We start from the raw sequence: 20,224 nt of genomic DNA, 5'->3' as shown, positions 1-20,224 counted from the left end.
GATGAGACCGCCAGAAAACGGAGCAGACCACCATGGGCGCCTACCAGCTCGTCGCCGTCGGCACGGACGGATCCGACTCCTCCTTCCGCGCGGTCGACCGCGCGGCCACCGTCGCCGCCGACAGCGGGGCCACCCTGCTGATCATCAGCGCGTACCACCCGGCGAAGAACACGGGGGCGGCCGAGCAGGCGCTGGGCGACGACGCCGCCTACCACGTCGTGGGCTCGACGCCCGCCGAGGAGGCGCTGCGCACCGCGAAGGAGCGCGCGTCGGCCAAGGGCGTCGGCGAGGTCGAGACAGTGGCCAAGGAGGGCGACCCGATCGAGGTGGTCACCTCCGTCGTCACCGACAAGAAGGCCGACCTGCTCGTCATCGGCAACCGCGGACTCAACAGCTTCTCCGGCCGACTGCTCGGCTCGGTGCCGCAGGGCATCTCCCGCAAGGCCCCCACCGACGTGCTCATCGTCCACACGACGTGAGCGACCCCTCCTGGGGGGAGGCGCGGCGGGAGGTCGAGGACTTCCTCATCGGCGGCGACCGCACGCTGCGGCGCGCGGACGTCGCCGAGCGCGCCGGGGTGCCGCTCGAGCAGACCGGTCGCCTGTGGAGCGCGCTGGGCTTCCCCCGCGTGCCCGACGACGTCGAGGCGTTCACCGACTCGGACCTCGACGCGCTCTCCTACGTCGAGGACCTGCTGGCCCAGGACGCGTTCGACGAGGCCGAGGCCCTGGCGATCGCCCGCACGCTCGGCCAGAGCATGGCCCGCCTCGCGGAGTGGCAGGCCAACCTGCTGCGTCGGGTGATCGCCGAGCGGGGCTCGGGCGACGACCCCGAGGCGGTCGTCGACTCGGTGCGTTCGCTGGTCCCGCTGATCGAGAAGCTGCAGGCTTACACCTGGCGTCGGCACCTGCTCGTGACGGCGGGCCGCATGATGTCCTCGCTCGCCTCGGAGGACGGTGAGGACGACGGGCGACGCGCCACCGCCGCGGTCGGGTTCGCCGACATCGTCGGGTTCACCTCGCTCTCGCGCCAGGTCGACACCGACGAGCTGCGCTCGCTGCTGGAACGGTTCGAGGGCGTCTCCAACGACGTCGTCTCCCGGTTCGGCGGCCGGATCGTGAAGACCCTCGGCGACGAGGTGCTCTTCGTGGCGGGCGACGTCTCCGCCGCCTGCGACATCGCGTTCGCACTGCACGACGAGGTCCCCGACCCCGACGAGCGCCTCGCACTGCGGATTGGGCTCGCCTACGGCGACGTGCTGCCGCGCTACGGCGACGTCTACGGCCCGACCGTGAACATCGCCAGCCGCCTCACCTCACACGCCCGCCCGGGCACGACCCTGCTCGACGACGAGATGACCGACGCCGTCCGTGCGGCCGACCTCGACGTCGAGCTCCGCTCCGTGCCGCCCCTGCACGTGCGGGGCTACAAGCACCTCAAGCCGCACGTGGTGCGCCGGTCGTCCTGAGCCCTGCCCCGGTGGCAGGAAAGCGTCGTTGCGGGCATCCAGTGGCAGGGACGCCGCATCGTGGGCGCCCCGCCCGCCGGCACTGACCGAGAGAGTGACGTCAGGCAGATTCCGGGCCGGCCGAATCTGCCTGGCGTCATCCTCGCCACGAGTGAGGGGCCGCTGTGAACGACCCCGAGCACGCGATAGGCCCCGCCGCAGCTGCGAGCCGTTCAGTGGTCACGAAGACGTAGCGGATCTGCGCGCGAGGCGCAGGGATCAGCTACTTCCTGAGGAGCCTGGTCGATGGTGCCTCGAGAACCACGACCGAGATCTGCCGGAGAAGGCGGCAGCTCTACGGTCGGCTCGTGCCCGGACAGGTGACGACCGACATGCCTACCTGGGAGGGCTTCCTCCGTCCCGTTCTCAGTGTCCTGGCGGACGGGGCACCGCGGTCGGCGCGAGACGTCGCCGACACCGCAGCCGACATCCTCGAGCTCACGCCGGAGCAACGCCTCGAAACCATCAACTCCGGAATGGAGCGCTATCGGGACCGCTCGAGCTGGGCGATGTCAGCGTTGGCCCGAGCCGGAGCAGTAGCGCGTCCCAAGCGAGGCACCTACATCATTGCCGAGCAGGGTCAGAGCCTGCTCGCCGCGAGCCCGTCCGGCTTGACCGAGAGCCGTCTCCTTTTGATCCCCGCGTATCGCGACTACGTCCCGTCGAAGAAGCAAACGACGACGGCCACGATCAGTGATGACTTCACTACTGATCCTGGTGCGCTGAGTCCACACGAGCAGATCTCAGCGGGGGTCAACCAGATCCATCAGGATGTCGCTCTCGAACTCATCCGCCGGCTGCGGGACATGAAACCCGTCGACTTCGAGCAGATCGTGCTGAAGCTGCTCGTTGCCATGAATTACGGCGGATCGGCGGGAGAACGAGCCCGCCACATCGGGGGAAGCGCCGACGGCGGGGTCGACGGCGTGATCGACCAGGACCCGCTCGGCCTCGGAAGAATCTACGTGCAGGCGAAGCGGTACGCGGCGGACAACGTCGTCGGACGGCCAGCGATCCAGGGCTTCGTGGGGGCACTGCACGGACAACAGGCCAACCAGGGCGTCTTCATCACGACAAGCAGCTTCAGCAAGGAAGCGGGAGAGTACGCCCGACAGGTCAACGCGGCCGTCGTGCTGATCGACGGCAAGCGTTTGACCGACCTCATGATCCAGTACCGGGTCGGTGTCCAGATCGAGCAGATTTACACCGTTGTCAAGGTCGACGAGGACTACTTCGAGTCGTGAGCACTAATCCGTGCTCCCGCACGGATTAGTGCTCACCAGGCGAAGCCACCTACACCGTGAAGCCGAGCGCGCGCAGCTGCTCGCGGCCGTCGTCGGTGATCTTGTCCGGGCCCCACGGCGGCATCCAGACCCAATTGATGCGCACGTCGTCGACGAGCCCGCCGCCCGGGCCCTTCGTCAGGGCGGCACGGGACTGGTCCTCGATGACGTCGGTCAGCGGGCAGGCCGCGGACGTCAGAGTCAGGTCGAGCGTGGCGACGGTGCCGGCGTCCTCGTGGTGGACGTCGATGCCGTAGAGCAGGCCGAGGTCGACCACGTTGATGCCGAGCTCGGGGTCGACGACGTCGCGCATGGCCTCCTCGAGGTCGTCGATCGACGGGGTGTCGGCCTTCGGGGCCGGCGCGTCCGGCATCCCCTCGGCGCCGCGCGGCGTCTCGGTCTCGGTCATCGCTGTCCCTCCAGCTCGGGGGCGTTCTCGTCAGCCTGGGCCACCGCGTCCTTGAACGCCATCCACCCCAGCAGCGCGCACTTGACGCGCGCCGGGTAGGCGGCGACACCCGCGAACGCGACGGCGTCGTCCAGCACGTCCTCGTCGGGCTCGACCTTGCCACGGCCCTGCACCATCTCCTGGTAGGCCGACAGCACCTCGAACGCCTCGCCGACCGTGTGCCCGACGACGAGGTCGTAGGCCACCGACGTGGCCGCCTGGCTGATGGAACAGCCGAGCGCGTCGTAGGACAGGTCGACCACCTTGGCGTCCGCGCCCGACCCCTCCAGGTGCACCCGCACGGTGACCTCGTCCCCGCAGGTGGGGTTCACGTGATGGACCTCGGCCTCGTAGGGCTCGCGCAGGCCCTTGCCGTGCGGGTTCTTGTAGTGGTCCAGGATGATCTCCTGGTACATCGTCTCGAGCTTCACGCCGGTGACCTCCTCCTAGAGGGAAACGCCGCCGTGGGCGAAAAAGTCCTGGGCCCGACGGACGCCGTCGAGCAGCGCCTGCACCTCGTCGAGGGTGTTGTAGACGTAGAAGCTCGCGCGGATCGAGCTCTGCACACCGAACGCCCGGTGCAGCGGCCACGCGCAGTGGTGGCCGACGCGGACGGCGATGCCGGAGTCGTCGAGCACCTGTGACGCGTCGTGCGGGTGCACGCCGTCGATCTCGAACGACACCGCTCCCCCACGCGACTCGGTGGTGCGCGGGCCGATGATCGTCACGCCGTCGATGGCCGCCAGGCCCTCGAGCGCCGCGGCCGTCAGCGTGTTCTCGTGGGCGTGGACGTTCTCCATGCCCAGGGCGTTCAGGTAGTCCACGGCCGCGCCGAGCCCGACGGCCTGCGAGGTCATCGGCACGCCGGCCTCGAACCGGGCCGGCGGGGCGGCGTAGGTCGAGCCCTCCATGCGGACCAGCTCGATCATCGATCCGCCCGTGAGGAACGGCGGGAGCGCCTCGAGCAGCTCGCGCCGCCCGTAGAGCACACCGATCCCCGAGGGTCCGAGCATCTTGTGCCCGGAGAACGCGGCGAAGTCGACCCCCAGCGCGTGGACGTCGATCGGGGCGTGCGGCACCGACTGGCAGGCGTCCAGGACGGTGTACGCCCCGACCGCCTTCGCCATCGCCACGATCTGCTCCACCGGGGTCACCGTGCCGAGCACGTTCGACTGGTGGGTGAACGCCACGATCTTGGTCCGCTCGGTGATCACCGACGGGTCGAGGTCGAGCCGCCCGTCGGAGGTCACACCGAACCAGCGCAGGGTCGCCCCGGTACGGCGGCAGAACTCCTGCCACGGCACGAGGTTGGCGTGGTGCTCCATCTCGGTGACGACCACCTCGTCACCGGGACCCACGCGGAACCGCGCCGCCTTCGGGTCGTCGCTCGTCAGCGCGTTCGACATCCCGTAGGCCACGAGGTTGAGCGCCTCGGTCGCGTTCTTGGTGAACACGATCTCGCCGTAGTCCGCCCCGATGAACCCCGCGATGCGCTCGCGGGCGGACTCGTAGGCGTCGGTGGCCTCCTCGGAGAGCGCGTGCGCACCGCGGTGGACCGCGGCGTTCGAGGTCTCCAGGAAGTGGCGCTCGGCGTCGAGGACCTGGCGCGGGCGCTGCGAGGTGGCGCCCGAGTCCAGGTAGATCAGCGGCTTCCCGTCCCGGACGGTGCGGCTCAGGATGGGGAAGTCCGCGCGGATCTTCTCGACATCCAGGGTCGCACCCGTCGTGGTGGGGACGGATGCGAGGGAGGTCATGCCGGCTGCTCCTCCTTGGCGCTGGTGAAGCGCTCGTAGCCGTTCGCCTCGAGCTCGTCGGCGAGCTCGGGCCCGCCGGACTCGGCGACGCGGCCGTTCACGAACACGTGCACGCGGTCGGGCGAGATGTAGCGCAGGATGCGGGTGTAGTGCGTGATAAGCAGGACGCCCACGTCGGACTGCGCCTTGTAGTCGTTCACGCCCTTCGACACGATGCGCAGCGCGTCGACGTCGAGGCCGGAGTCGGTCTCGTCGAGCACCGCGAACTTCGGCTTGAGCAGCGAGAGCTGCAGCACCTCGTGGCGCTTCTTCTCGCCACCGGAGAAGCCCTCGTTGACGCTGCGCTCGGCGAACGTCGGGTCGATCTCGAGGTCGGTCATCGCCGACTTCACTTCCTTGACCCAGTGGCGCACCTTCGGCGCCTCGCCGCGGACGGCGGTGGCGGCGGAGCGCAGGAAGTTCGACATCGAGACGCCGGGCACCTCGACGGGGTACTGCATGGCGAGGAACAGGCCGGCGCGGGCCCGCTCGTCGACGGCCATCTCGAGGACGTTCTCGCCGTCGAGCAGGACCTCGCCCTGCGTCACGGTGTACTTCGGGTGACCCGCGATGGAGTACGCGAGCGTCGACTTCCCGGAGCCGTTCGGACCCATGATCGCGTGGGTCTCGTTCGAGCTCACCGTCAGGTCGACACCGCGGAGGATCTCCTTGGGGCCGGACTCGGTCTCGACCTCGACGTGCAGGTCGCGGATCTCGAGGGTGGACATCAATCCTCTTTCGGAACGCGGGTGGTGGTGGTCAGGCGCCGACGACCTCGAGCTCGGCCTCGATGGCCGCCTCGAGCCGGTCGCGGAGCGCGGGCACGCGGATCTTGTGGATGACCTCGCCGAAGAACCCGCGCACGACGAGGCGCCGCGCCTGCTCCTCGGGGATCCCGCGCGCCATCAGGTAGAACAGCTGCTCGTCGTCGAAGCGGCCGGTCGCGCTCGCGTGGCCGGCGCTGACGATCTCGCCCGTCTCGATCTCGAGGTTGGGCACCGAATCGGCGCGGGCGTTGTCGGTGAGCAGGAGGTTGCGGTTGAGCTCGAAGGTCTCGGTCGCCTCGGCCTCCTTGCGGATCAGCACGTCGCCGATCCAGACCGTGTGCGCGGCCGTGTCGCCGTCGGCCCCCTGCAGCGCGCCCTTGTACATCACGTTCGAGCGGCAGCTCGGCACGGAGTGGTCGACGAGCAGCCGGTGCTCGAGGTGCTGGCCGCCGTCGGCGAAGTACAGCCCGTCGAGCTGGACGTCGCCGCCCGTCGCCCGGTAGTTGACCACCGGGGAGAGCCGGACGAGGTCGCCGCCCAGGGTCACCGAGGTGTACCGGATCGTCGCGTCGCGCCCGACCGAGAGGTGCTGGGCGCCGACGAACACGGCGTCGTCCGCCCAGTCGTGCACCTCGACGATCTCGAGCTTCGCGCCGTCGGCGACGACGAGCTCGGTGTTCGCCGCGACGGTGCCGGAGCCGCGGTGGTCGACCACGACGACGGCCTCGGCGTGCCGCTCGAGGCGGATCTGCAGGTGTGCGAAGGCGGTCTTCCCGACGCCGGGTCCCTCGACCTGGACGGTCAGCGGCTCGTCGTCGGAGCGGGCCTGGGCGACGGTGACCACCGTCGCCGTCGTGAAGGAGGACCAGGCCTGGGCCGCGACGCGGTCGGCGGGCACGCCACCGTCGCCGAGGCGGGCGTCGCCGCGCTCGGCGTGCTCGACGCGGACGCCACCGAGGTCGTCGGAGGCCGAGTCACCGAAGCCGGAGCGCACGGTGAACTCGACCTCGCCGTCGGCGGTCGCCGAGCCGTCGTGCAGGCCGTGCAGACGCCGCAGCGGCGTGAAGCGCCACTGCTCCTCGCGCCCCCGCGGGACCTCGAAGGCCTCGACGTCGTAGGAGGTGAAACGTTCCTCCCACGGCGCGAGCGCCGGCGACCCGGGCCGCGACGCCGGGGGCGACGCGGCCGCGATGCCGGGGTCGTACTCCTCGGCCGAGTCGGCGGGGGCGCTGATGACGCCCCCGCCGACCTGCGCCGCGGGCTCGTTCTGGGGCGGGGTCACTAGCCCACCGCTCCTTCCATCTGCAGCTCGATCAGGCGGTTGAGCTCGAGCGCGTACTCCATGGGGAGCTCGCGCGCGATGGGCTCGACGAACCCGCGCACGATCATCGCCATGGCCTCGTCCTCGGTGAGGCCGCGGGACATCAGGTAGAAGAGCTGGTCCTCGCTGACCTTCGAGACGGTCGCCTCGTGGCCCATGGTCACGTCGTCCTCGCGGACGTCGACGTAGGGATAGGTGTCCGAGCGGCTGATCGTGTCGACCAGCAACGCGTCGCACTTCACCGTCGACCGCGAGTGGTGCGCCCCCTTGTTCACCCGCACCAGGCCGCGGTACGAGGTGCGGCCACCGCCCCGGGCCACCGACTTCGAGATGATCGTCGACGACGTGTGCGGCGCGAGGTGCACCATCTTGGCGCCGGCGTCCTGGTGCTGGCCCTCGCCGGAGAAGGCGACCGAGAGCACCTCGCCCTTGGCGTGCGGGCCCATCAGCCAGACGGCCGGGTACTTCATCGTCACCTTGGAGCCGATGTTGCCGTCGACCCACTCCATCGTCGCGCCCTCTTCGGCCTTGGCGCGCTTGGTGACGAGGTTGTAGACGTTGTTCGACCAGTTCTGGATGGTCGTGTAGCGGCAGCGGCCGCCCTTCTTCACGACGATCTCGACGACCGCGGAGTGCAGCGAGTCGGACGAGTAGATCGGCGCCGTGCAGCCCTCGACGTAGTGGACGTAGGCGTCCTCGTCGACGATGATCAGCGTCCGCTCGAACTGGCCCATGTTCTCGGTGTTGATCCGGAAGTAGGCCTGCAGCGGGATGTCGACGTGGACACCCTTCGGCACGTAGATGAACGAGCCGCCGGACCAGACCGCCGAGTTCAGCGCGGAGAACTTGTTGTCGCCGGCCGGGATGACCGACCCGAAGTACTCCTCGAACAGCTCCGGGTGCTCGCGCAGCCCGGTGTCGGTGTCCATGAAGATGACACCCTGCTGCTCCAGGTCCTCGCGGATCTGGTGGTAGACGACCTCGGACTCGTACTGCGCCGCGACACCGGACACCAGGCGGGCCTTCTCGGCCTCGGGGATGCCCAGCTTGTCGTAGGTGTTCTTGATGTCGGCGGGCAGGTCGTCCCAGGTGGCCGCCTGCTTCTCCGTGGAACGCACGAAGTACTTGATGTTGTCGAAGTGGATGCCCGACAGGTCGGAGCCCCAGTTCGGCATCGGCTTCTTGTCGAACATGCCCAGCGCCTTGAGGCGGAGCTGCAGCATCCAGTCCGGCTCGTTCTTCTTGCCCGAGATGTCGCGGACGACGGCCTCGCTCAGACCGCGCTGGGCGCTCGCCCCGGCGCTGTCGCTGTCGTGCCAGCCGAACTGGTAGCTGCCCAGGGAGGCAATGGTCTCCTCCTGGGTCAGCGTCTCCTTCTCCGGAGCGGTGGTCATACGACCTGCCTTCCCTGGTCCTCGGGTGCTCCGCCGGTGGTGACGGCGGAGGATCGTGCGGTGGTGTCGGCCCGCTGGGCCGGCACGTGGGTGGTGCACGCGGCGTCGCCCCGGGCGATGGTGGCGAGCCGTTGTACGTGGGTCCCCAGCACCTCGGCGAAGACCTCGGCCTCCGCCTCGCAGAGCTGGGGGAACTCGGCCGCGACGTCCGCGACCGGGCAGTGGTGCTGGCACAGCTGCTCGCCCGCGCCGCGCGTGGTGGCGCTGCGGCTGGAGGCCGCGTAGCCCTCGGCGGTGAGCGCCCCGGCCAGCCGCTGCGCCCTGTCGGCCCGGTCGGCGCCGGACTCGATGTGCTCGCGGTGCGCGCCGACCATGGCCAGCGCGCGGTCGCGGGCGAACGCCCGGACCGCCTCGTCGCCGGCAGCAGCGCCGAGGCGGCGCAGTGCCGCCACCGCGAGGTCGGCCGGACCGTGCTCACCGCGGCCGGCGCGGGTGCGCCCGCTGGTGGTGAGCAGGAACTGCCGGGCCGGGCGGCCCCGCTTGCCGGACGCCGGGGCCTCCCGGGTGGAGACGGTGCCCTCGGCGCACAGTGCGTCGAGGTGGCGCCGGACCCCGGGACCCGAGAGGTGCAACTGGTCGGCGAGCGTGGCCGCGGTGGTGGGGCCGCGCTCGAGGAGGAGGCGGACCACCGCGTCCCGCGTGCGCCCGTCGGCGGCGGAGCGCGCGTGCTCGGCGTGTGCGTCCTGCACGGTCATCTCCCACCTCCGTTCGTTCGACTCCGGTCGATCATGACACATCGCCCGTCGCTTTTGGCAACACCAGTCTTGCCTATATCTGCCGGGGCGGCAAAGCCGGGCACGGGCGGGTGGCGCGGGTCACGACGGCGGACGGCGCACCCGGGCACCCGACCGGGTCCGACCCGGCGTCGGGAAGGCGCTCGGTATCGTTCCCGGGGTGACCGCGACGGCCCCGACGGCTCCCTCCGGGACCGATCCGTCGTCGGGTCGGAGCTCCGCCGCGGCGAAGCTGCTGGCGCCCGCCACGCCGGACGAACGACGCCGGCTCCGGTTCTGCCGTCGCTTCGGGTTCACCGGGGCGCTGCTGATGGCGATCGGCGCGCTCGGATGCGGGGCGACCCCGGCCTCGGCGTACAACCCGCTGCTCGGGATGCGGGTCCTCGGGCTGCCCGGCCGGCTGCCGACGGTGTCGCTCGCGATGGCCTACGTCGGGATGGGCATGCTCGTGCTCGCCTGGCTCTGGCTGGGACGCCTGGCGTGGCCCGGGCGCGTGCGTCTCACGGTGCGTCAGCTCTCCCGCATCCTCGTGATGTGGTGCGCGCCGCTGGCCGTCGCTCCCCCGCTCTTCTCCACCGACGTCTACGGCTACCTCTCGCAGGCCGAGGTCGTCTCGCGGGGCTTCGACCCCTACGTCTTCGGAGCCGCCCAGGCGCTGGGGCTCGACGACCCGCTGGTCTCCTCCATCCCGACGATCTGGCGGACGACGCCCTCGCCCTACGGTCCCGGCTTCCTGACCTTCGGGCGCCTCGTCACCGCGGTCGCGGGCGAGAACATCGTGCTCGGCGTCTACCTGCACCGGATCCTGGCGCTGATCGGGCTCGGCCTCGTCATCTGGGCGGCGCCGCACCTGGCCCGCCGCGCCGGGGTCGAACCCATCGCGGCCCTCTGGCTCGCGGTCAGCCCGCTGGTGCTCTTCCACCTCGTCTCCGGCATCCACAACGACGCGATCATGATGGGCGTCGTCCTGTTCGGCCTGGAGATCGGCTTCCGCTACTCCTGGTTCGTCGGCGCGCTGCTCATCGGACTCGGCGCCTCCGGGAAGATCCCCGCGATCCTCGCGCTCGCGTTCCTCGGGGCCCACCTCGCCCGCGAGCGCTGTCTCGCGGCGGGGAAGGACCCTTGCGGGCGGGACGGGGTGATCGCGCTGCTGCGCTGGGGCGCGGCGGTGGCCGGGACCGGGCTCGCCGTCGTGGTGGCCGTGTCGGTCGGCTCCGGGCTGGGCTTCGGCTGGATCACGGCGCTCTCGGTGCCGAACCTGCTGCGCTCGTGGCTGTCGGTCACCACCGACCTCGGGGTGCTGGGCGGCCAGATCGGCATCTGGCTCGGCCTCGGCGACCACACCGACGCGGTGCTCTCGCTCACGCGTTCCGCCGGCCTCGGCGTGGCCGCGCTGGTCTGCGTGCTGCTCGTCCTCATGGTGCTGCGCGGGCGGCTGCACCCGGTGGCGGGCGTGGCCTACGGGTTCGGAGCGGTGTTCCTCGCCGGGCCCGTGCTGCACCCCTGGTACCTGCTGTGGCTGATGGTGCCGCTGGCCTGCTCGGTGACCACCCCGCGCATCCGCGGCTGTGCGGTGGCGATCTGCGCGGCCGTGTCGCTGCTCGTGCCGCCCACCGGCAACGACTTCACCTTCCGCGCCTACCAGCTGCCGATGGCGATCACGGCCGCACTGCTGGTCGCGATCGTGCCGCTGCTCGCGGCGCGGGGGAACACCCCGCGGGTCCCGCCGCGGACGGAGACCTAGGCTGGGCCTCGTGACCGGTTCCGAGGGTCGAGCTCCGCTGCGCTCCGTCTCCGGGGATCCGGCCGTCGAGGTGCGCGACCTCGTCGTGCGCTACGGCACGACGACGGCGGTCGACGGACTCGACCTGGATCTCCGGCCCGGGCGGGTGCTCGCCCTGCTCGGGCCCAACGGTGCCGGCAAGACCACCACCGTCGAGGTCTGCGAGGGCTTCCGGTCCCGGACGGCGGGGTCGGTGCGGGTCCTCGGGCAGGACCCGGCGGGCGCTCCGGAGGCCCTGCGCGCGCGCATCGGCGTGATGCCGCAGGGCGGCGGGGCGTACCCGATGGTGCGCGTGCGCGAGATGCTCGACCTCGTCGCCGCGTGCTCCGCGCACCCCCTCGACACCGGCTGGCTGATCGAGACCCTCGGCCTCGACTCCTGCGCCAGGCTGCCCTACAAGCGGCTCTCCGGCGGCCAGCAGCAGCGGCTCAGCCTGGCCTGCGCGATCGTCGGGCGCCCGGAGCTCGTCTTCCTCGACGAGCCGACCTCGAGTCTGGATCCGCAGGGCCGCCACCTCGTCTGGGACCTGGTCCGCGCGCTGCGCGCCGACGGCGTCGCGGTGCTGCTCACCACCCATTTCATGCAGGAGGCCGAGGCGCTGGCCGACGACGTCGTGATCGTCGACCACGGCCGGGTCGTCGCCGCGGGCTCCCCCGACGAGCTGACCACCTCCGGCGCCGAGGACACGATGCGCTTCCGCGCGCCGCCCGGCATGGACCTGACCCTGCTCGAGGGCGTCCTGCCCGAGGGCTACCTGTCCAAGGAGGGTCCGCCCGGGCACTACACGGTGTCGGGGCGCATCGACCCGCAGGTGCTCGCGGCCGTCACCGCCTGGTGTGCCCGGCAGGGCGTGCTCGCCGACGACGTCCGCGTCGGTCGCCGCAGCCTCGAGGACGTCTTCCTCGACCTCACCGGACGGGAGCTGCGCTCGTGAGCGCCACCTTCGACGCCGGGACCTTCGCCCCCGACCCCGGGTCCGGCTCGCGCGGCCGGATGCTCGTCGTGCACACACGCACCGAGACGTTGCTCGCGCTGCGGCACTCCGAGCAGCTGCTGCTCACGCTCGTCATCCCGCTCGCGCTGCTCGTCGGCCTGACCCTGCTGCAGGGGCTCGTCGAGCTGCCGGAGCCGCGGGTGAACGCCGCGCTCGGCACGGTGCTGGCGCTCGCGATGATGTCGACCGGCTTCACGTCGCAGGCGATCGCGCTCGGCTTCGACCGGCGGTACGGGCTCATGCGGAGGCTGGCCGCGACGGCCATCCCGCGATGGCTCGTCGTGACCGGGCGGCTCGGGGGCATGGCCGCCGTCGTCGTCATCCAGGTGGTCGTGCTCGGTGGGGTCGCGCTCGCGCTGGGCTGGCGTCCCGACGCCGGGTCGCTCGGCTGGGCGCTGCTGCTGGTCGTCCTCGGGGCCGGCGCGTTCGGCGCGTGCGGGCTGCTGCTCGGCGGGTCGGTGCGCGCCGACCTCGTGCTGGTGATCGCCAACGTCGTCTGGTTCGTGCTGCTCTTCGTCGGCGGCATCGTGGTGCCTGCCGACCAGCTGCCCGGCCCCCTGGGCGCGCTCGTGGAGCTGCTGCCCAGCGGGGCGCTCGCCGAGGGACTGCGGGACGTGCTGCTCGGCGGTACCCCGGGCCTCGCACACGTGGTGGTGCTGGTCGTGTGGGGCGTCGCCGCGGGGCTCGTGGCGGGCCGCACGCTGAAGTGGGACTGACGCTCGCGTGGGATTAACTACGCCTTGTCGTAGGCTGAACCCGTGAGAACTCCTCCGGCGCTGATGCGAGGGCTCGCGGTCGCGGCCGTGGTCGGTCAGGGCGGGATCGCGGTGACCGGCGCCGCCGTGCGCGTCACCGGGTCCGGGCTCGGCTGCCCGACCTGGCCGCAGTGCTTCCCCGGCAGCATGGTCCCGGTCGCGCACGCCGAGGTGGCGGTGCTGCACCAGTGGATCGAGTTCGGCAACCGTCTCCTCGGCATCGCGCTCGTGCTCGTGACGGGGGCGTGCGTGATCGCGGCCCTGTTCGTCCGCACGCGTCGGCGCCGGCTGGTGCTGCTGGCCTGCACCATGCCGCTCGGTGTCGTGGCACAGGCGGTCCTCGGCGGGATCACGGTGCTGACCGGGCTGGCCTGGTACACCGTGGCGCCGCACTTCATCGTGTCCGTGCCGCTCGTGTGGCTCGCGGTGCTGCTGGCGCGCGACGCGTGGGCGCTTCCGGACGACGGCGAACGGCGCGAGACGGTGGTGCCTCGGGCGGTGCGCGGGCTGGTCGGGGTGAGCGCCGGGGTGCTGTTCGTCCTGGTGGTGCTCGGCACGCTGGTCACCGCGGCCGGACCGCACGCGGGGGATCCGGCCACGCCCCGGCTGACCGCCTTCTCCGTCGCCGACCTCGCGATGGCGCACGCCCACGTGCTGTTCGCCTTCCTCGGCCTGCTGGTCGGGCTCGGCTTCCTGCTCCACGCCGTGGCCGCCCCGCGATCCGTGCTCGTGCGGTTCCGGGTGCTGGTCGTGGTGACGCTGGCACAGGGCCTGCTCGGCGGCATCCAGTACGCCATCGGGGTGCCCGAGGTGCTCGTGGCGCTGCACGTCCTGGGCTCGATGCTCGTCGTCGCGGCCACGGCCTGGCTGTGGGCCGGGACGACGCGACCGGCGCTCGCGGACCCGTCGTCGGGCTCACCGCGGGCCATGGTGGCGGCGCAGGCCTAGATTGACCTCCGTGCGAGCCGTTCGCGTGGAGGCCCACGGCGGGCCCGAGGTCCTGGTCCCGGCCGAGGTGCCCGAGCCCGACGTGGGCGCCGAGGACGTCCTGGTCGACCTGACCGCGGCCGGGGTCAACTACATCGACACCTACCTGCGCGGCGGGCTCTACCCGGCGACGCTGCCCACGGTGCCGGGGCTCGAGGGCGCCGGCACGGTGCGCTCGGTCGGCTCGGCGGTGACCGACCTCGCGGTCGGCGACACCGTGGCGTTCTGCGACGGGCCGGGGGCCTACGCCGAGGTCGCGGCGATCCCGGCGGCGCGCTGTGTGCCGGTCCCGACCGGCGTGCCGGTCGACGTCGCCGCGGCCGCGCTGCTGCAGGGCCTGACCGCGCACTACCTGCTGCACGACACGTACGCCGTGCAGCCCGGCGACGTCGTGCTGGTCCACGCGGGCGCGGGCGGGATGGGGCTGCTGCTCTGCCAGATGGCGTCGGCGCTCGGGGCCACGGTGATCGCGACGACGTCGACCGCGGAGAAGGCCTCGCTGGCGCGCGACGCCGGGGCCGCGCACGTGGTGGGGTACGGATCGTTCGCGGACGACGTGCGGTCGCTGACGTCCGGAGCGGGGGTGGCGGCCGTGTACGACGGGGTCGGCGCGACCACGTTCGACGGATCGCTGGCGTCGCTGCGGGTGCGGGGCGTGCTCGCCCTCTACGGTGCCGCCTCCGGTCCCGTGCCTCCCGTGGACCCGCAGCGGCTGAACACGGCGGGCTCGGTGTACCTGACCCGCCCCTCGCTGGGCTGGCACGTGCGGACGACGTCGGAGCTGCGTTCCCGCGCGGCGTCGGTGTACGGCGCGGTGGCGGACGGGTCGTTGTCGGTGCGGGTCGGGGGCCGGTACCCCCTCCACGCCGCGGCGGACGCGCACCGGGAACTCGAGGGCCGCACCACGACGGGGAAGCTGCTGCTGGTCCCGTAGGGGCGCCTCCTCCGCCTCGTTCCCACCGCGTCCGCCGGCCCCTCCGACTCCCTCCGACTCCCTCCACCTCCGCGAGGGTCACGTGAGGCATGGTCCGGGCGTCCGAAGGCTGCGTGGTGTGCACCTCGCGAAGGGGGTGGAACCGTGCGCGCGTCCGCGCACTCCAAGCAGGTGTGGAGGACATCACCGGGCCGTTCCGTGCGAACGAGGCCCTCGCAGCAGGAGACATCACCCGCGGCCGCCTCGCCGGACCGGCGACGACCCGCCTGTTCCCGAACGTCAGGGTGGCGGCCGGTCGGGCGGCGCCCCGCGACGACCTCGTCGGACGCGCCCGGGAGGCCGTGCTCTACGTGCGGGGCGACCCGCCCGTGGTCGGCGGGTACGCGGCCGCCGAGGTGCACGGTGCCGCGATCGCACCCACGATGGCGCCGGTCGACCTGGTGGTCGGTCGACGAAGTGTCCGACCACGGCCCGGTCTCACGATCCGTCGTGACGTCCTGGCGGAGGGGGACGTCGAGCAGCGGGGCGGCCTCCTCGTGACGACGCCGGAGCGCACGGCGTGGGACCTCGTGCGTCGGCTCGGGTTCACGGACGGAGTCGTGGCGCTCGATGCGCTGGCACGGGTCGGGAAGTTCGACCCCGAGCGTCTGTTGGAGCGCCCTGCCGGTGCACGAGGCGCACGACGGGTGGGACCCGCGGTCGAGGCGTCGGACCCGAGGGCCGGCTCGCGACCGGAGACGGTGATGCGTCTCGTGATGGCACGGTTCGACGTCCCGAGACCGAGGCTGCAGCTCGAGGTCCACGACGCGCAGGACCTGTTCGTCGCCCGGGTGGACTTCGGCTGGGAGGAGTTCAAGGTCGCCGCGGAGTACCAGGGCGACGGGCACCGGGAGGACCAGCAGCAGTGGCGGCGCGACCAGTCCCGCCTGGCCGAACTCGCCTCGTGCGGCTGGATCGTCGTCCCGTGCACGGCGGACGACCTGCGCCTCCCGCTGACCTTCGTCCGGCGTTTGCTCAAGACGCTCGCGCTGCGCGGGTGCCTGGTGTGACCACCGCGAGGGTGACGTGAGGCAGGGACCGGGCGCCCCACGCCTGCCTGATGTGAACCTCAGTGTCAGGGTCGGTGGTGCCGCCGGTGGCGGTGGTCGGGATCCTGGTCGTCGGTGCTCTGGCTCTTGGTGTGACTGCTCCGGGAAGGGGCCAGCGCGAGCTGTGCCGGGCACCGGCGGCCAGGGCCGGCCGGCGTGACTTGATAGGAGCGTGGCAGCGCCCCCACTGAGGTGTGTCCGCCGACCGGCCCGGCCTGTTGTCCCCCGCAGGCTAGGAGCAGGAGACCCCTCGATGGTCCTGATGGTCGGAGTCGATGTCCACAAGGACACCCACACCGCGGTCGTGGTCGATCAACTCGGAGTCCGCCGCGCGCAGCGTCGGGTGCAGGCGACCGATGCCGGGCACCTGGAGTTGTTGGCCTGGGCTGAGCGCGAAGGCCAGCAACTCGCTGTCGTCGGTTCGTGAAATCTGACCCCGCGCGGGTACCGGGAATGTTGACCCCCTCCCGTGAGGCTGCGGGAGGTGATCACGGTGGAGGACTGGGCGGAGGTCCGGCGGCTGCATCGCGCCGAGGGCCTGCCGATCAAGGAGATCGCCCGGCAGATGGGGCTAGCCCGAAACACGGTCCGAGCGGTGCTGCGCACCGACCGGCCGCCTCGGTATGAGCGTCCGGCGCGGGGGTCGGTGGTCGATCCGTATGAGCCGGCGATCCGGGCGCTGCTGGCGACCTGGCCGCGGATGCCGGGCCCAATCATCGCGGCGCGGATCGACTGGCCTTATTCGGAGGGGCCGCTGAAGAAGCGGCTGGCCAAGATCAGACCGGAGTACGTCGGGGTCGACCCGGTCTCACGGACCTCCTATGAGCCGGGCGAGCTCGCTCAGTGCGACCTGTGGTTCCCGCCGGCCAAGGTGGCGGTCGGGCACGGCCAGACCCGGGTGCTGCCGGTGCTGGTGATGGCGTCGGGCTACTCGCGGTTCCTGTCGGCGACGATGATCCCGTCGCGGCAGACCGGGGACTTGCTCTCAGGCATGTGGCGGCTGATCCGCGGGATCGGGCGGGTCCCGAAGACGTTGGTCTGGGACCGCGAGGCCGGGATCGCCGGCAAGGGCCAGGTCCACGCGCCGGTCGCGGCGTTCACCGGCACCCTGGCCACCCGGATCAAGCTGGCCCCGGCGCGGGACCCGGAGTTCAAGGGCCTGGTTGAACGCGCCAACGGCTACCTTGAGACCAGCTTCCTGCCCGGGCGCTCGTTCTCCTCGCCGGCGGACTTCAACACCCAGCTCGCCGACTGGTTGGCCCGGGCCAACCAGCGGACCGTCCGCTCCACCGGCGGGCGCCCGGTCGAGCTGCTCGACGCCGACTACGCCGCGATGGTCCCGCTGCCGCCGCTGGACCCGCCGGTCGGGCTGCACACCCGCACCCGGTTGGCCCGGGATCACTACGTCCGCGTCGACACCTGCGACTACTCGGTCGACCCGCGGGTGATCGGCCGCTTCGTCGACGTCACCGCCTCGCTGAGCACGGTGAGCGCGTCCTGCGACGGAACCGTCGTCGCCCGCCATCCACGGTCCTGGGCCAAACGGCAGGTCATCAACGACCCTGCGCACCTCGAGCTGGCGCAGGCACTGCGCCGCGAGCACCACTCCCGCCGCGAAGCCAACGCCCGCCTCGCTCGCCAGCACACCGACGGGCACACCGTCGTCCTGCGCGCGCTGCCGGACTACGACGCCCTGTTCGGCGTCGACTTCGACCCCACCCCTGATAGCCACGACGACCTCGAACCCACGGAGGGCATCCCCTCATGAACATCGCCGCTAGCAACGGCACTCCTGCCGGCCCCACCGACGCTCCCGCGACCACGAGCGCTGCGAGGACACGGGCGGCGGGCTCGGACGGGCTCTCGGCGCAGCTGGCCTATCTGACCCGGGTCCTGAAGGTCCCGACGATGGCGGCCTGCTGGGAACAGCTCGCCGAGCAGGCCCGCGACCAGAACTGGTCGCACGAGGAATACCTCGCCGCCCTGCTTGCCCGCCAAGTCGCCGACCGCGAGGCCGCCGGCACCACCATGCGGATCCGGACCGCGCACTTCCCGCAGGTCAAGACCCTCGAGGACTTCAACCTCGACCACCTGCCCTCGCTGCGCCGCGACCTGCTCGCCCACCTCGCGACCGGCACCTTCGTCGCCAAGGCCGAGAACGTCGTGCTGCTCGGGCCGCCCGGGATCGGCAAGACCCACCTCGCGATCGGGCTTGGGGTCAAAGCCGCCCAAGCCGGCCACTCGGTGCTGTTCGACACGGCGTCCAACTGGATCGCCCGGCTCGGCGTCGCCCACCACGCCGGCCAGCTGGAGACCGAGCTGAAGAAGATCCGTCGCTACCGGCTGATCATCGTCGACGAGGTCGGCTACATCCCCTTCGACACCGACGCCGCGAACCTGTTCTTCCAGCTCGTGGCCTCCCGCTACGAACAAGCCTCGATCATGGTCACCTCGAACCTGCCGTTCGGGCGCTGGGGCGAGACGTTCTCCGACGATGTCGTCGCCGCAGCGATGATCGACCGGCTGGTCCACCACGCCGAGGTACTCACCCTCTCCGGCGACTCCTACCGCACCCGCGCCCGCCGCGAACTCCTCGCCAAAGACCGCAGCCACGACTGACTCGAAGAGTGGGCTGAGCAAGTTGCCCATTTAATCATCGGGGTCCGATTTCCTACGCTCGTTGCATGCGAGTACGTGATGCGACTGCTAGCGATCTCGGCCCGTTGCTGCAGCTCGTCGCCGCCTTGTTCGCCGAGGACGCCGGCACCAGGGACCCCGCGACCGACATCGACTGGCCAAGAACGCACGGCCGGTCCTACTACGCCGATCTCCTCGACGACGAACAGGCCTTGGTGCTGCTCGCCGAGCACGACACCGCCGTCCTCGGCTTTCTCGTCGGGCGCCTGCACGAGCCCAACCCGCTGCGGCCTGGAGTGAGCCCGGCCGAGCTGGAGAGCATGTTCGTAGATCCTTCGTCGCGGTCGTCCGGGATGGGCCGCGACCTCGCTGAGCACTTCGAGAAGTGGGCTGTTCGCCGAGGCGCGACCTGCACCACCGTCACCGCTTACGCCGCGAACACCTCGGCACGTCGCTTCTATCGGGCGCTGGGCTACGCCGACCACAAAGTCGTCCTCGAGCGTCCCACGCAGCCCACTTGAGCGATCGGCCCCGGAGCTATGGCGAAGACGGCGAGGAGCACCTCCGCTGGTCCTCGAGACCCCACTCGACCACGCTCAAGGGGTCAACTTTCGCGGACCCGCGCGGGGTCAACTTCAGCGGACCGTTGACACTCGCCCCCGAGCAGCAGGAGCTCGAGTGGGCGGTGGAGGACTGCCGGCATGTGTCGCTGCGTTTGGAGCGGGCGCTGCTCGCCGCGGGGCAGCGGGTCCGGCGGGTCCCGCCGAAGTTGATGGCCGGCGCCCGGAGCTCGGCGCGGCAGTTCGGGAAGTCCGACCCGATCGATGCCACCGCGATCGCCCGCGCCGCGTTGCGTGAGCCGGACCTGCCGCTCGCCGAGCACGACCCCGAGTCCCGCGAGCTCAAGCTGTTGGTCGATCACCGCGAACACCTGGTCACCGAGCGGACCGCGATGATCTGCCGGCTGCGCTGGCACCTGCACGAACTCGACCCCGAACTCGAGCGCAGCATCCCCTCCCGCGGGCTGGACAAGCCCACCCGCCTGACCGCGCTGGCCGCGCAGCTGCCGGGCGCGCATCCCGGGCTGGTCGGAAAGCTGGCCGCCGAGCTGGTCGGCGACATCCTCGCGCGCACCACCCGGATCCGGGCCCTGGAACGCGAGATCGCCCACCGCGTCGCGGGGTTGGCCCCGCAACTGCTCGAGCTGCCCGGCTGCGGGCCGCTCTCCGCGGCGAAGCTGATCGCCGAGACCGCCCGACCGGGCCGGTTCCGCTCCGAGGCCTGCTTCGCCATGCACGCCGGAACCGCCCCGATCCCCGCCTCCTCCGGGCGCACCGACCGCCACCGCCTGGCCCGCGGCGGCAACCGGCAACTCAACGCCGCCTTGCACCGCATCGCGCTGACCCAGACCCGCCTGCCCGGCAGCCTCGGCCGGGCCTACTACGAGAAGCGCCGCGCCCGCGGCGACAACCACAACGAAGCCATGCGGGCCCTCAAACGACGCCTCGCCCGAGTCGTGTTCAACCTGCTCCTGCAGTCCCAACCCACCCCGGCCACCGCCGCGGCTTGACATAGGAGCAGCTCGCGCAGGGGGCGGGCCGGGTGCACCGCGAGGCCGGGACGCGAGGGTGACGTGAGGCAGGGACCGGGCGCCTCACACCTGCCTGATGTGAACCTCGCGCAGGGGGTGGGCCGGGTGCACCGCGAGGCCGGGACGCGAGGCCGTGCCTCGGCGTACA

21 protein-coding genes are annotated in these 20,224 nt (G+C 71.6%); 14 read left to right on the top strand and 7 right to left on the bottom strand.

Features of this window, described 5'->3' with window-relative positions; translation table 11 throughout:
• Positions 1 to 32 precede the first annotated feature (32 nt).
• The 3 genes from QSK00_RS09710 to QSK00_RS09700 all read left to right on the top strand — a co-directional run bounded on the left by QSK00_RS09710 (position 33) and on the right by QSK00_RS09700 (position 2,751).
• Positions 33 to 479: a universal stress protein gene (locus tag QSK00_RS09710; protein ID WP_285590014.1), complete on the top strand. Its 447-nt coding sequence runs from the start codon at positions 33 to 35 to the stop codon at positions 477 to 479.
• The gene (locus QSK00_RS09705; RefSeq protein ID WP_285590012.1) at positions 476 to 1,468 is read left to right on the top strand and encodes an adenylate/guanylate cyclase domain-containing protein; all 993 of its coding nucleotides are present in this window, start codon (positions 476 to 478) and stop codon (positions 1,466 to 1,468) included. Before QSK00_RS09710 ends, QSK00_RS09705 begins: the two co-directional genes overlap by 4 nt.
• 347 nt (positions 1,469 to 1,815) lie before the next feature.
• A complete protein-coding gene (locus QSK00_RS09700; RefSeq protein ID WP_285590010.1) occupies positions 1,816 to 2,751 on the top strand; it encodes a restriction endonuclease in 936 nt (311 codons plus the stop codon).
• A gap of 49 nt (positions 2,752 to 2,800) precedes the next feature.
• On the opposite strand, the gene QSK00_RS09695 is transcribed toward QSK00_RS09700, so the two are convergent.
• The 7 genes from QSK00_RS09695 to QSK00_RS09665 all read right to left on the bottom strand — a co-directional run bounded on the left by QSK00_RS09695 (position 2,801) and on the right by QSK00_RS09665 (position 9,268).
• Complete coding sequence (locus QSK00_RS09695) at positions 2,801 to 3,199, bottom strand: metal-sulfur cluster assembly factor (RefSeq protein WP_018333600.1); 399 nt, start codon at positions 3,197 to 3,199, stop codon at positions 2,801 to 2,803.
• A complete protein-coding gene (gene sufU, locus QSK00_RS09690) occupies positions 3,196 to 3,669 on the bottom strand; it encodes a Fe-S cluster assembly sulfur transfer protein SufU (RefSeq protein ID WP_285590007.1) in 474 nt (157 codons plus the stop codon). The genes QSK00_RS09695 and sufU overlap by 4 nt, the downstream gene beginning before the upstream one ends.
• 15 nt (positions 3,670 to 3,684) lie before the next feature.
• Positions 3,685 to 4,992, bottom strand: a complete 1,308-nt coding sequence (locus QSK00_RS09685) for a cysteine desulfurase (protein WP_285590005.1) — start codon at positions 4,990 to 4,992, stop codon at positions 3,685 to 3,687.
• Entirely contained in the window at positions 4,989 to 5,759 is a 771-nt protein-coding gene (gene sufC, locus QSK00_RS09680; protein WP_285590003.1) for a Fe-S cluster assembly ATPase SufC, read from the bottom strand. The genes QSK00_RS09685 and sufC overlap by 4 nt, the downstream gene beginning before the upstream one ends.
• A 31-nt stretch (positions 5,760 to 5,790) precedes the next feature.
• Entirely contained in the window at positions 5,791 to 6,990 is a 1,200-nt protein-coding gene (sufD, locus tag QSK00_RS09675; RefSeq protein ID WP_285590612.1) for a Fe-S cluster assembly protein SufD, read from the bottom strand.
• Positions 6,991 to 7,079: 89 nt separating this feature from the next.
• Entirely contained in the window at positions 7,080 to 8,513 is a 1,434-nt protein-coding gene (gene sufB, locus QSK00_RS09670; RefSeq protein ID WP_285590001.1) for a Fe-S cluster assembly protein SufB, read from the bottom strand.
• A complete protein-coding gene (locus QSK00_RS09665) occupies positions 8,510 to 9,268 on the bottom strand; it encodes a helix-turn-helix transcriptional regulator (protein ID WP_285589999.1) in 759 nt (252 codons plus the stop codon). Before QSK00_RS09665 ends, sufB begins: the two co-directional genes overlap by 4 nt.
• Positions 9,269 to 9,467: 199 nt before the next feature.
• On the opposite strand from QSK00_RS09665, the gene mptB reads away from it, so the two are divergent.
• From mptB to QSK00_RS09610, 11 genes are all read left to right on the top strand, one after another.
• A complete protein-coding gene (gene mptB, locus QSK00_RS09660) occupies positions 9,468 to 11,051 on the top strand; it encodes a polyprenol phosphomannose-dependent alpha 1,6 mannosyltransferase MptB (protein WP_285589997.1) in 1,584 nt (527 codons plus the stop codon).
• Positions 11,052 to 11,061: 10 nt separating this feature from the next.
• Positions 11,062 to 12,024 (top strand): ABC transporter ATP-binding protein, encoded by a 963-nt coding sequence (locus QSK00_RS09655; protein WP_285589995.1) that lies wholly within the window; start codon positions 11,062 to 11,064, stop codon positions 12,022 to 12,024.
• The gene (locus QSK00_RS09650; RefSeq protein WP_285589993.1) at positions 12,021 to 12,800 is read left to right on the top strand and encodes an ABC transporter permease; all 780 of its coding nucleotides are present in this window, start codon (positions 12,021 to 12,023) and stop codon (positions 12,798 to 12,800) included. The genes QSK00_RS09655 and QSK00_RS09650 overlap by 4 nt, the downstream gene beginning before the upstream one ends.
• 63 nt (positions 12,801 to 12,863) lie before the next feature.
• Positions 12,864 to 13,787, top strand: a complete 924-nt coding sequence (locus tag QSK00_RS09645; protein WP_502872032.1) for a COX15/CtaA family protein — start codon at positions 12,864 to 12,866, stop codon at positions 13,785 to 13,787.
• A gap of 10 nt (positions 13,788 to 13,797) precedes the next feature.
• Positions 13,798 to 14,760 carry a quinone oxidoreductase family protein gene (locus QSK00_RS09640; protein ID WP_285589988.1) on the top strand — a complete coding sequence of 321 codons (963 nt, stop codon included), beginning with the start codon at positions 13,798 to 13,800 and terminating at the stop codon, positions 14,758 to 14,760.
• Between the two features lie 173 nt (positions 14,761 to 14,933).
• Positions 14,934 to 15,809: a type IV toxin-antitoxin system AbiEi family antitoxin gene (locus QSK00_RS09635; RefSeq protein WP_285589987.1), complete on the top strand. Its 876-nt coding sequence runs from the start codon at positions 14,934 to 14,936 to the stop codon at positions 15,807 to 15,809.
• A gap of 292 nt (positions 15,810 to 16,101) precedes the next feature.
• Positions 16,102 to 16,275: an IS110 family transposase gene (locus QSK00_RS09630; RefSeq protein WP_285589985.1), complete on the top strand. Its 174-nt coding sequence runs from the start codon at positions 16,102 to 16,104 to the stop codon at positions 16,273 to 16,275.
• Between the two features lie 57 nt (positions 16,276 to 16,332).
• Positions 16,333 to 17,616 carry an IS21 family transposase gene (gene istA, locus QSK00_RS09625; protein ID WP_285589983.1) on the top strand — a complete coding sequence of 428 codons (1,284 nt, stop codon included), beginning with the start codon at positions 16,333 to 16,335 and terminating at the stop codon, positions 17,614 to 17,616.
• Positions 17,613 to 18,467 (top strand): IS21-like element helper ATPase IstB, encoded by an 855-nt coding sequence (gene istB, locus QSK00_RS09620; RefSeq protein ID WP_285589981.1) that lies wholly within the window; start codon positions 17,613 to 17,615, stop codon positions 18,465 to 18,467. The genes istA and istB overlap by 4 nt, the downstream gene beginning before the upstream one ends.
• A gap of 65 nt (positions 18,468 to 18,532) precedes the next feature.
• The gene (locus QSK00_RS09615; RefSeq protein ID WP_285589979.1) at positions 18,533 to 19,006 is read left to right on the top strand and encodes a GNAT family N-acetyltransferase; all 474 of its coding nucleotides are present in this window, start codon (positions 18,533 to 18,535) and stop codon (positions 19,004 to 19,006) included.
• 125 nt (positions 19,007 to 19,131) lie between these two features.
• Positions 19,132 to 20,055 carry an IS110 family RNA-guided transposase gene (locus QSK00_RS09610; protein ID WP_285589977.1) on the top strand — a complete coding sequence of 308 codons (924 nt, stop codon included), beginning with the start codon at positions 19,132 to 19,134 and terminating at the stop codon, positions 20,053 to 20,055.
• Positions 20,056 to 20,224: the final 169 nt, after the last annotated feature.

This window comes from Actinomycetospora sp. NBRC 106378, assembly GCF_030269685.1.
GTDB lineage: Bacteria > Actinomycetota > Actinomycetes > Mycobacteriales > Pseudonocardiaceae > Actinomycetospora.
Note: the sequence above shows the minus strand (reverse complement) of the source record. Positions and strands in the feature narration are given on the sequence as shown.

Excerpts from the sequence above, each read along its gene's own strand:
- QSK00_RS09710 (WP_285590014.1), top strand. The coding sequence starts at position 33 with ATGGGCGCCTACCAGCTCGTCGCCGTCGGCACGGACGGATCCGACTCC.
- QSK00_RS09695 (WP_018333600.1), bottom strand. The coding sequence starts at position 3,199 with ATGACCGAGACCGAGACGCCGCGCGGCGCCGAGGGGATGCCGGACGCG.
- QSK00_RS09685 (WP_285590005.1), bottom strand. The coding sequence starts at position 4,992 with ATGACCTCCCTCGCATCCGTCCCCACCACGACGGGTGCGACCCTGGAT.
- sufC (WP_285590003.1), bottom strand. The coding sequence starts at position 5,759 with ATGTCCACCCTCGAGATCCGCGACCTGCACGTCGAGGTCGAGACCGAG.
- sufB (WP_285590001.1), bottom strand. The coding sequence starts at position 8,513 with ATGACCACCGCTCCGGAGAAGGAGACGCTGACCCAGGAGGAGACCATT.
- QSK00_RS09665 (WP_285589999.1), bottom strand. The coding sequence starts at position 9,268 with ATGACCGTGCAGGACGCACACGCCGAGCACGCGCGCTCCGCCGCCGAC.
- QSK00_RS09645 (WP_502872032.1), top strand. The coding sequence starts at position 12,864 with ATGCGAGGGCTCGCGGTCGCGGCCGTGGTCGGTCAGGGCGGGATCGCG.
- QSK00_RS09630 (WP_285589985.1), top strand. The coding sequence starts at position 16,102 with ATGGTCCTGATGGTCGGAGTCGATGTCCACAAGGACACCCACACCGCG.
- istB (WP_285589981.1), top strand. The coding sequence starts at position 17,613 with ATGAACATCGCCGCTAGCAACGGCACTCCTGCCGGCCCCACCGACGCT.
- QSK00_RS09615 (WP_285589979.1), top strand. The coding sequence starts at position 18,533 with ATGCGAGTACGTGATGCGACTGCTAGCGATCTCGGCCCGTTGCTGCAG.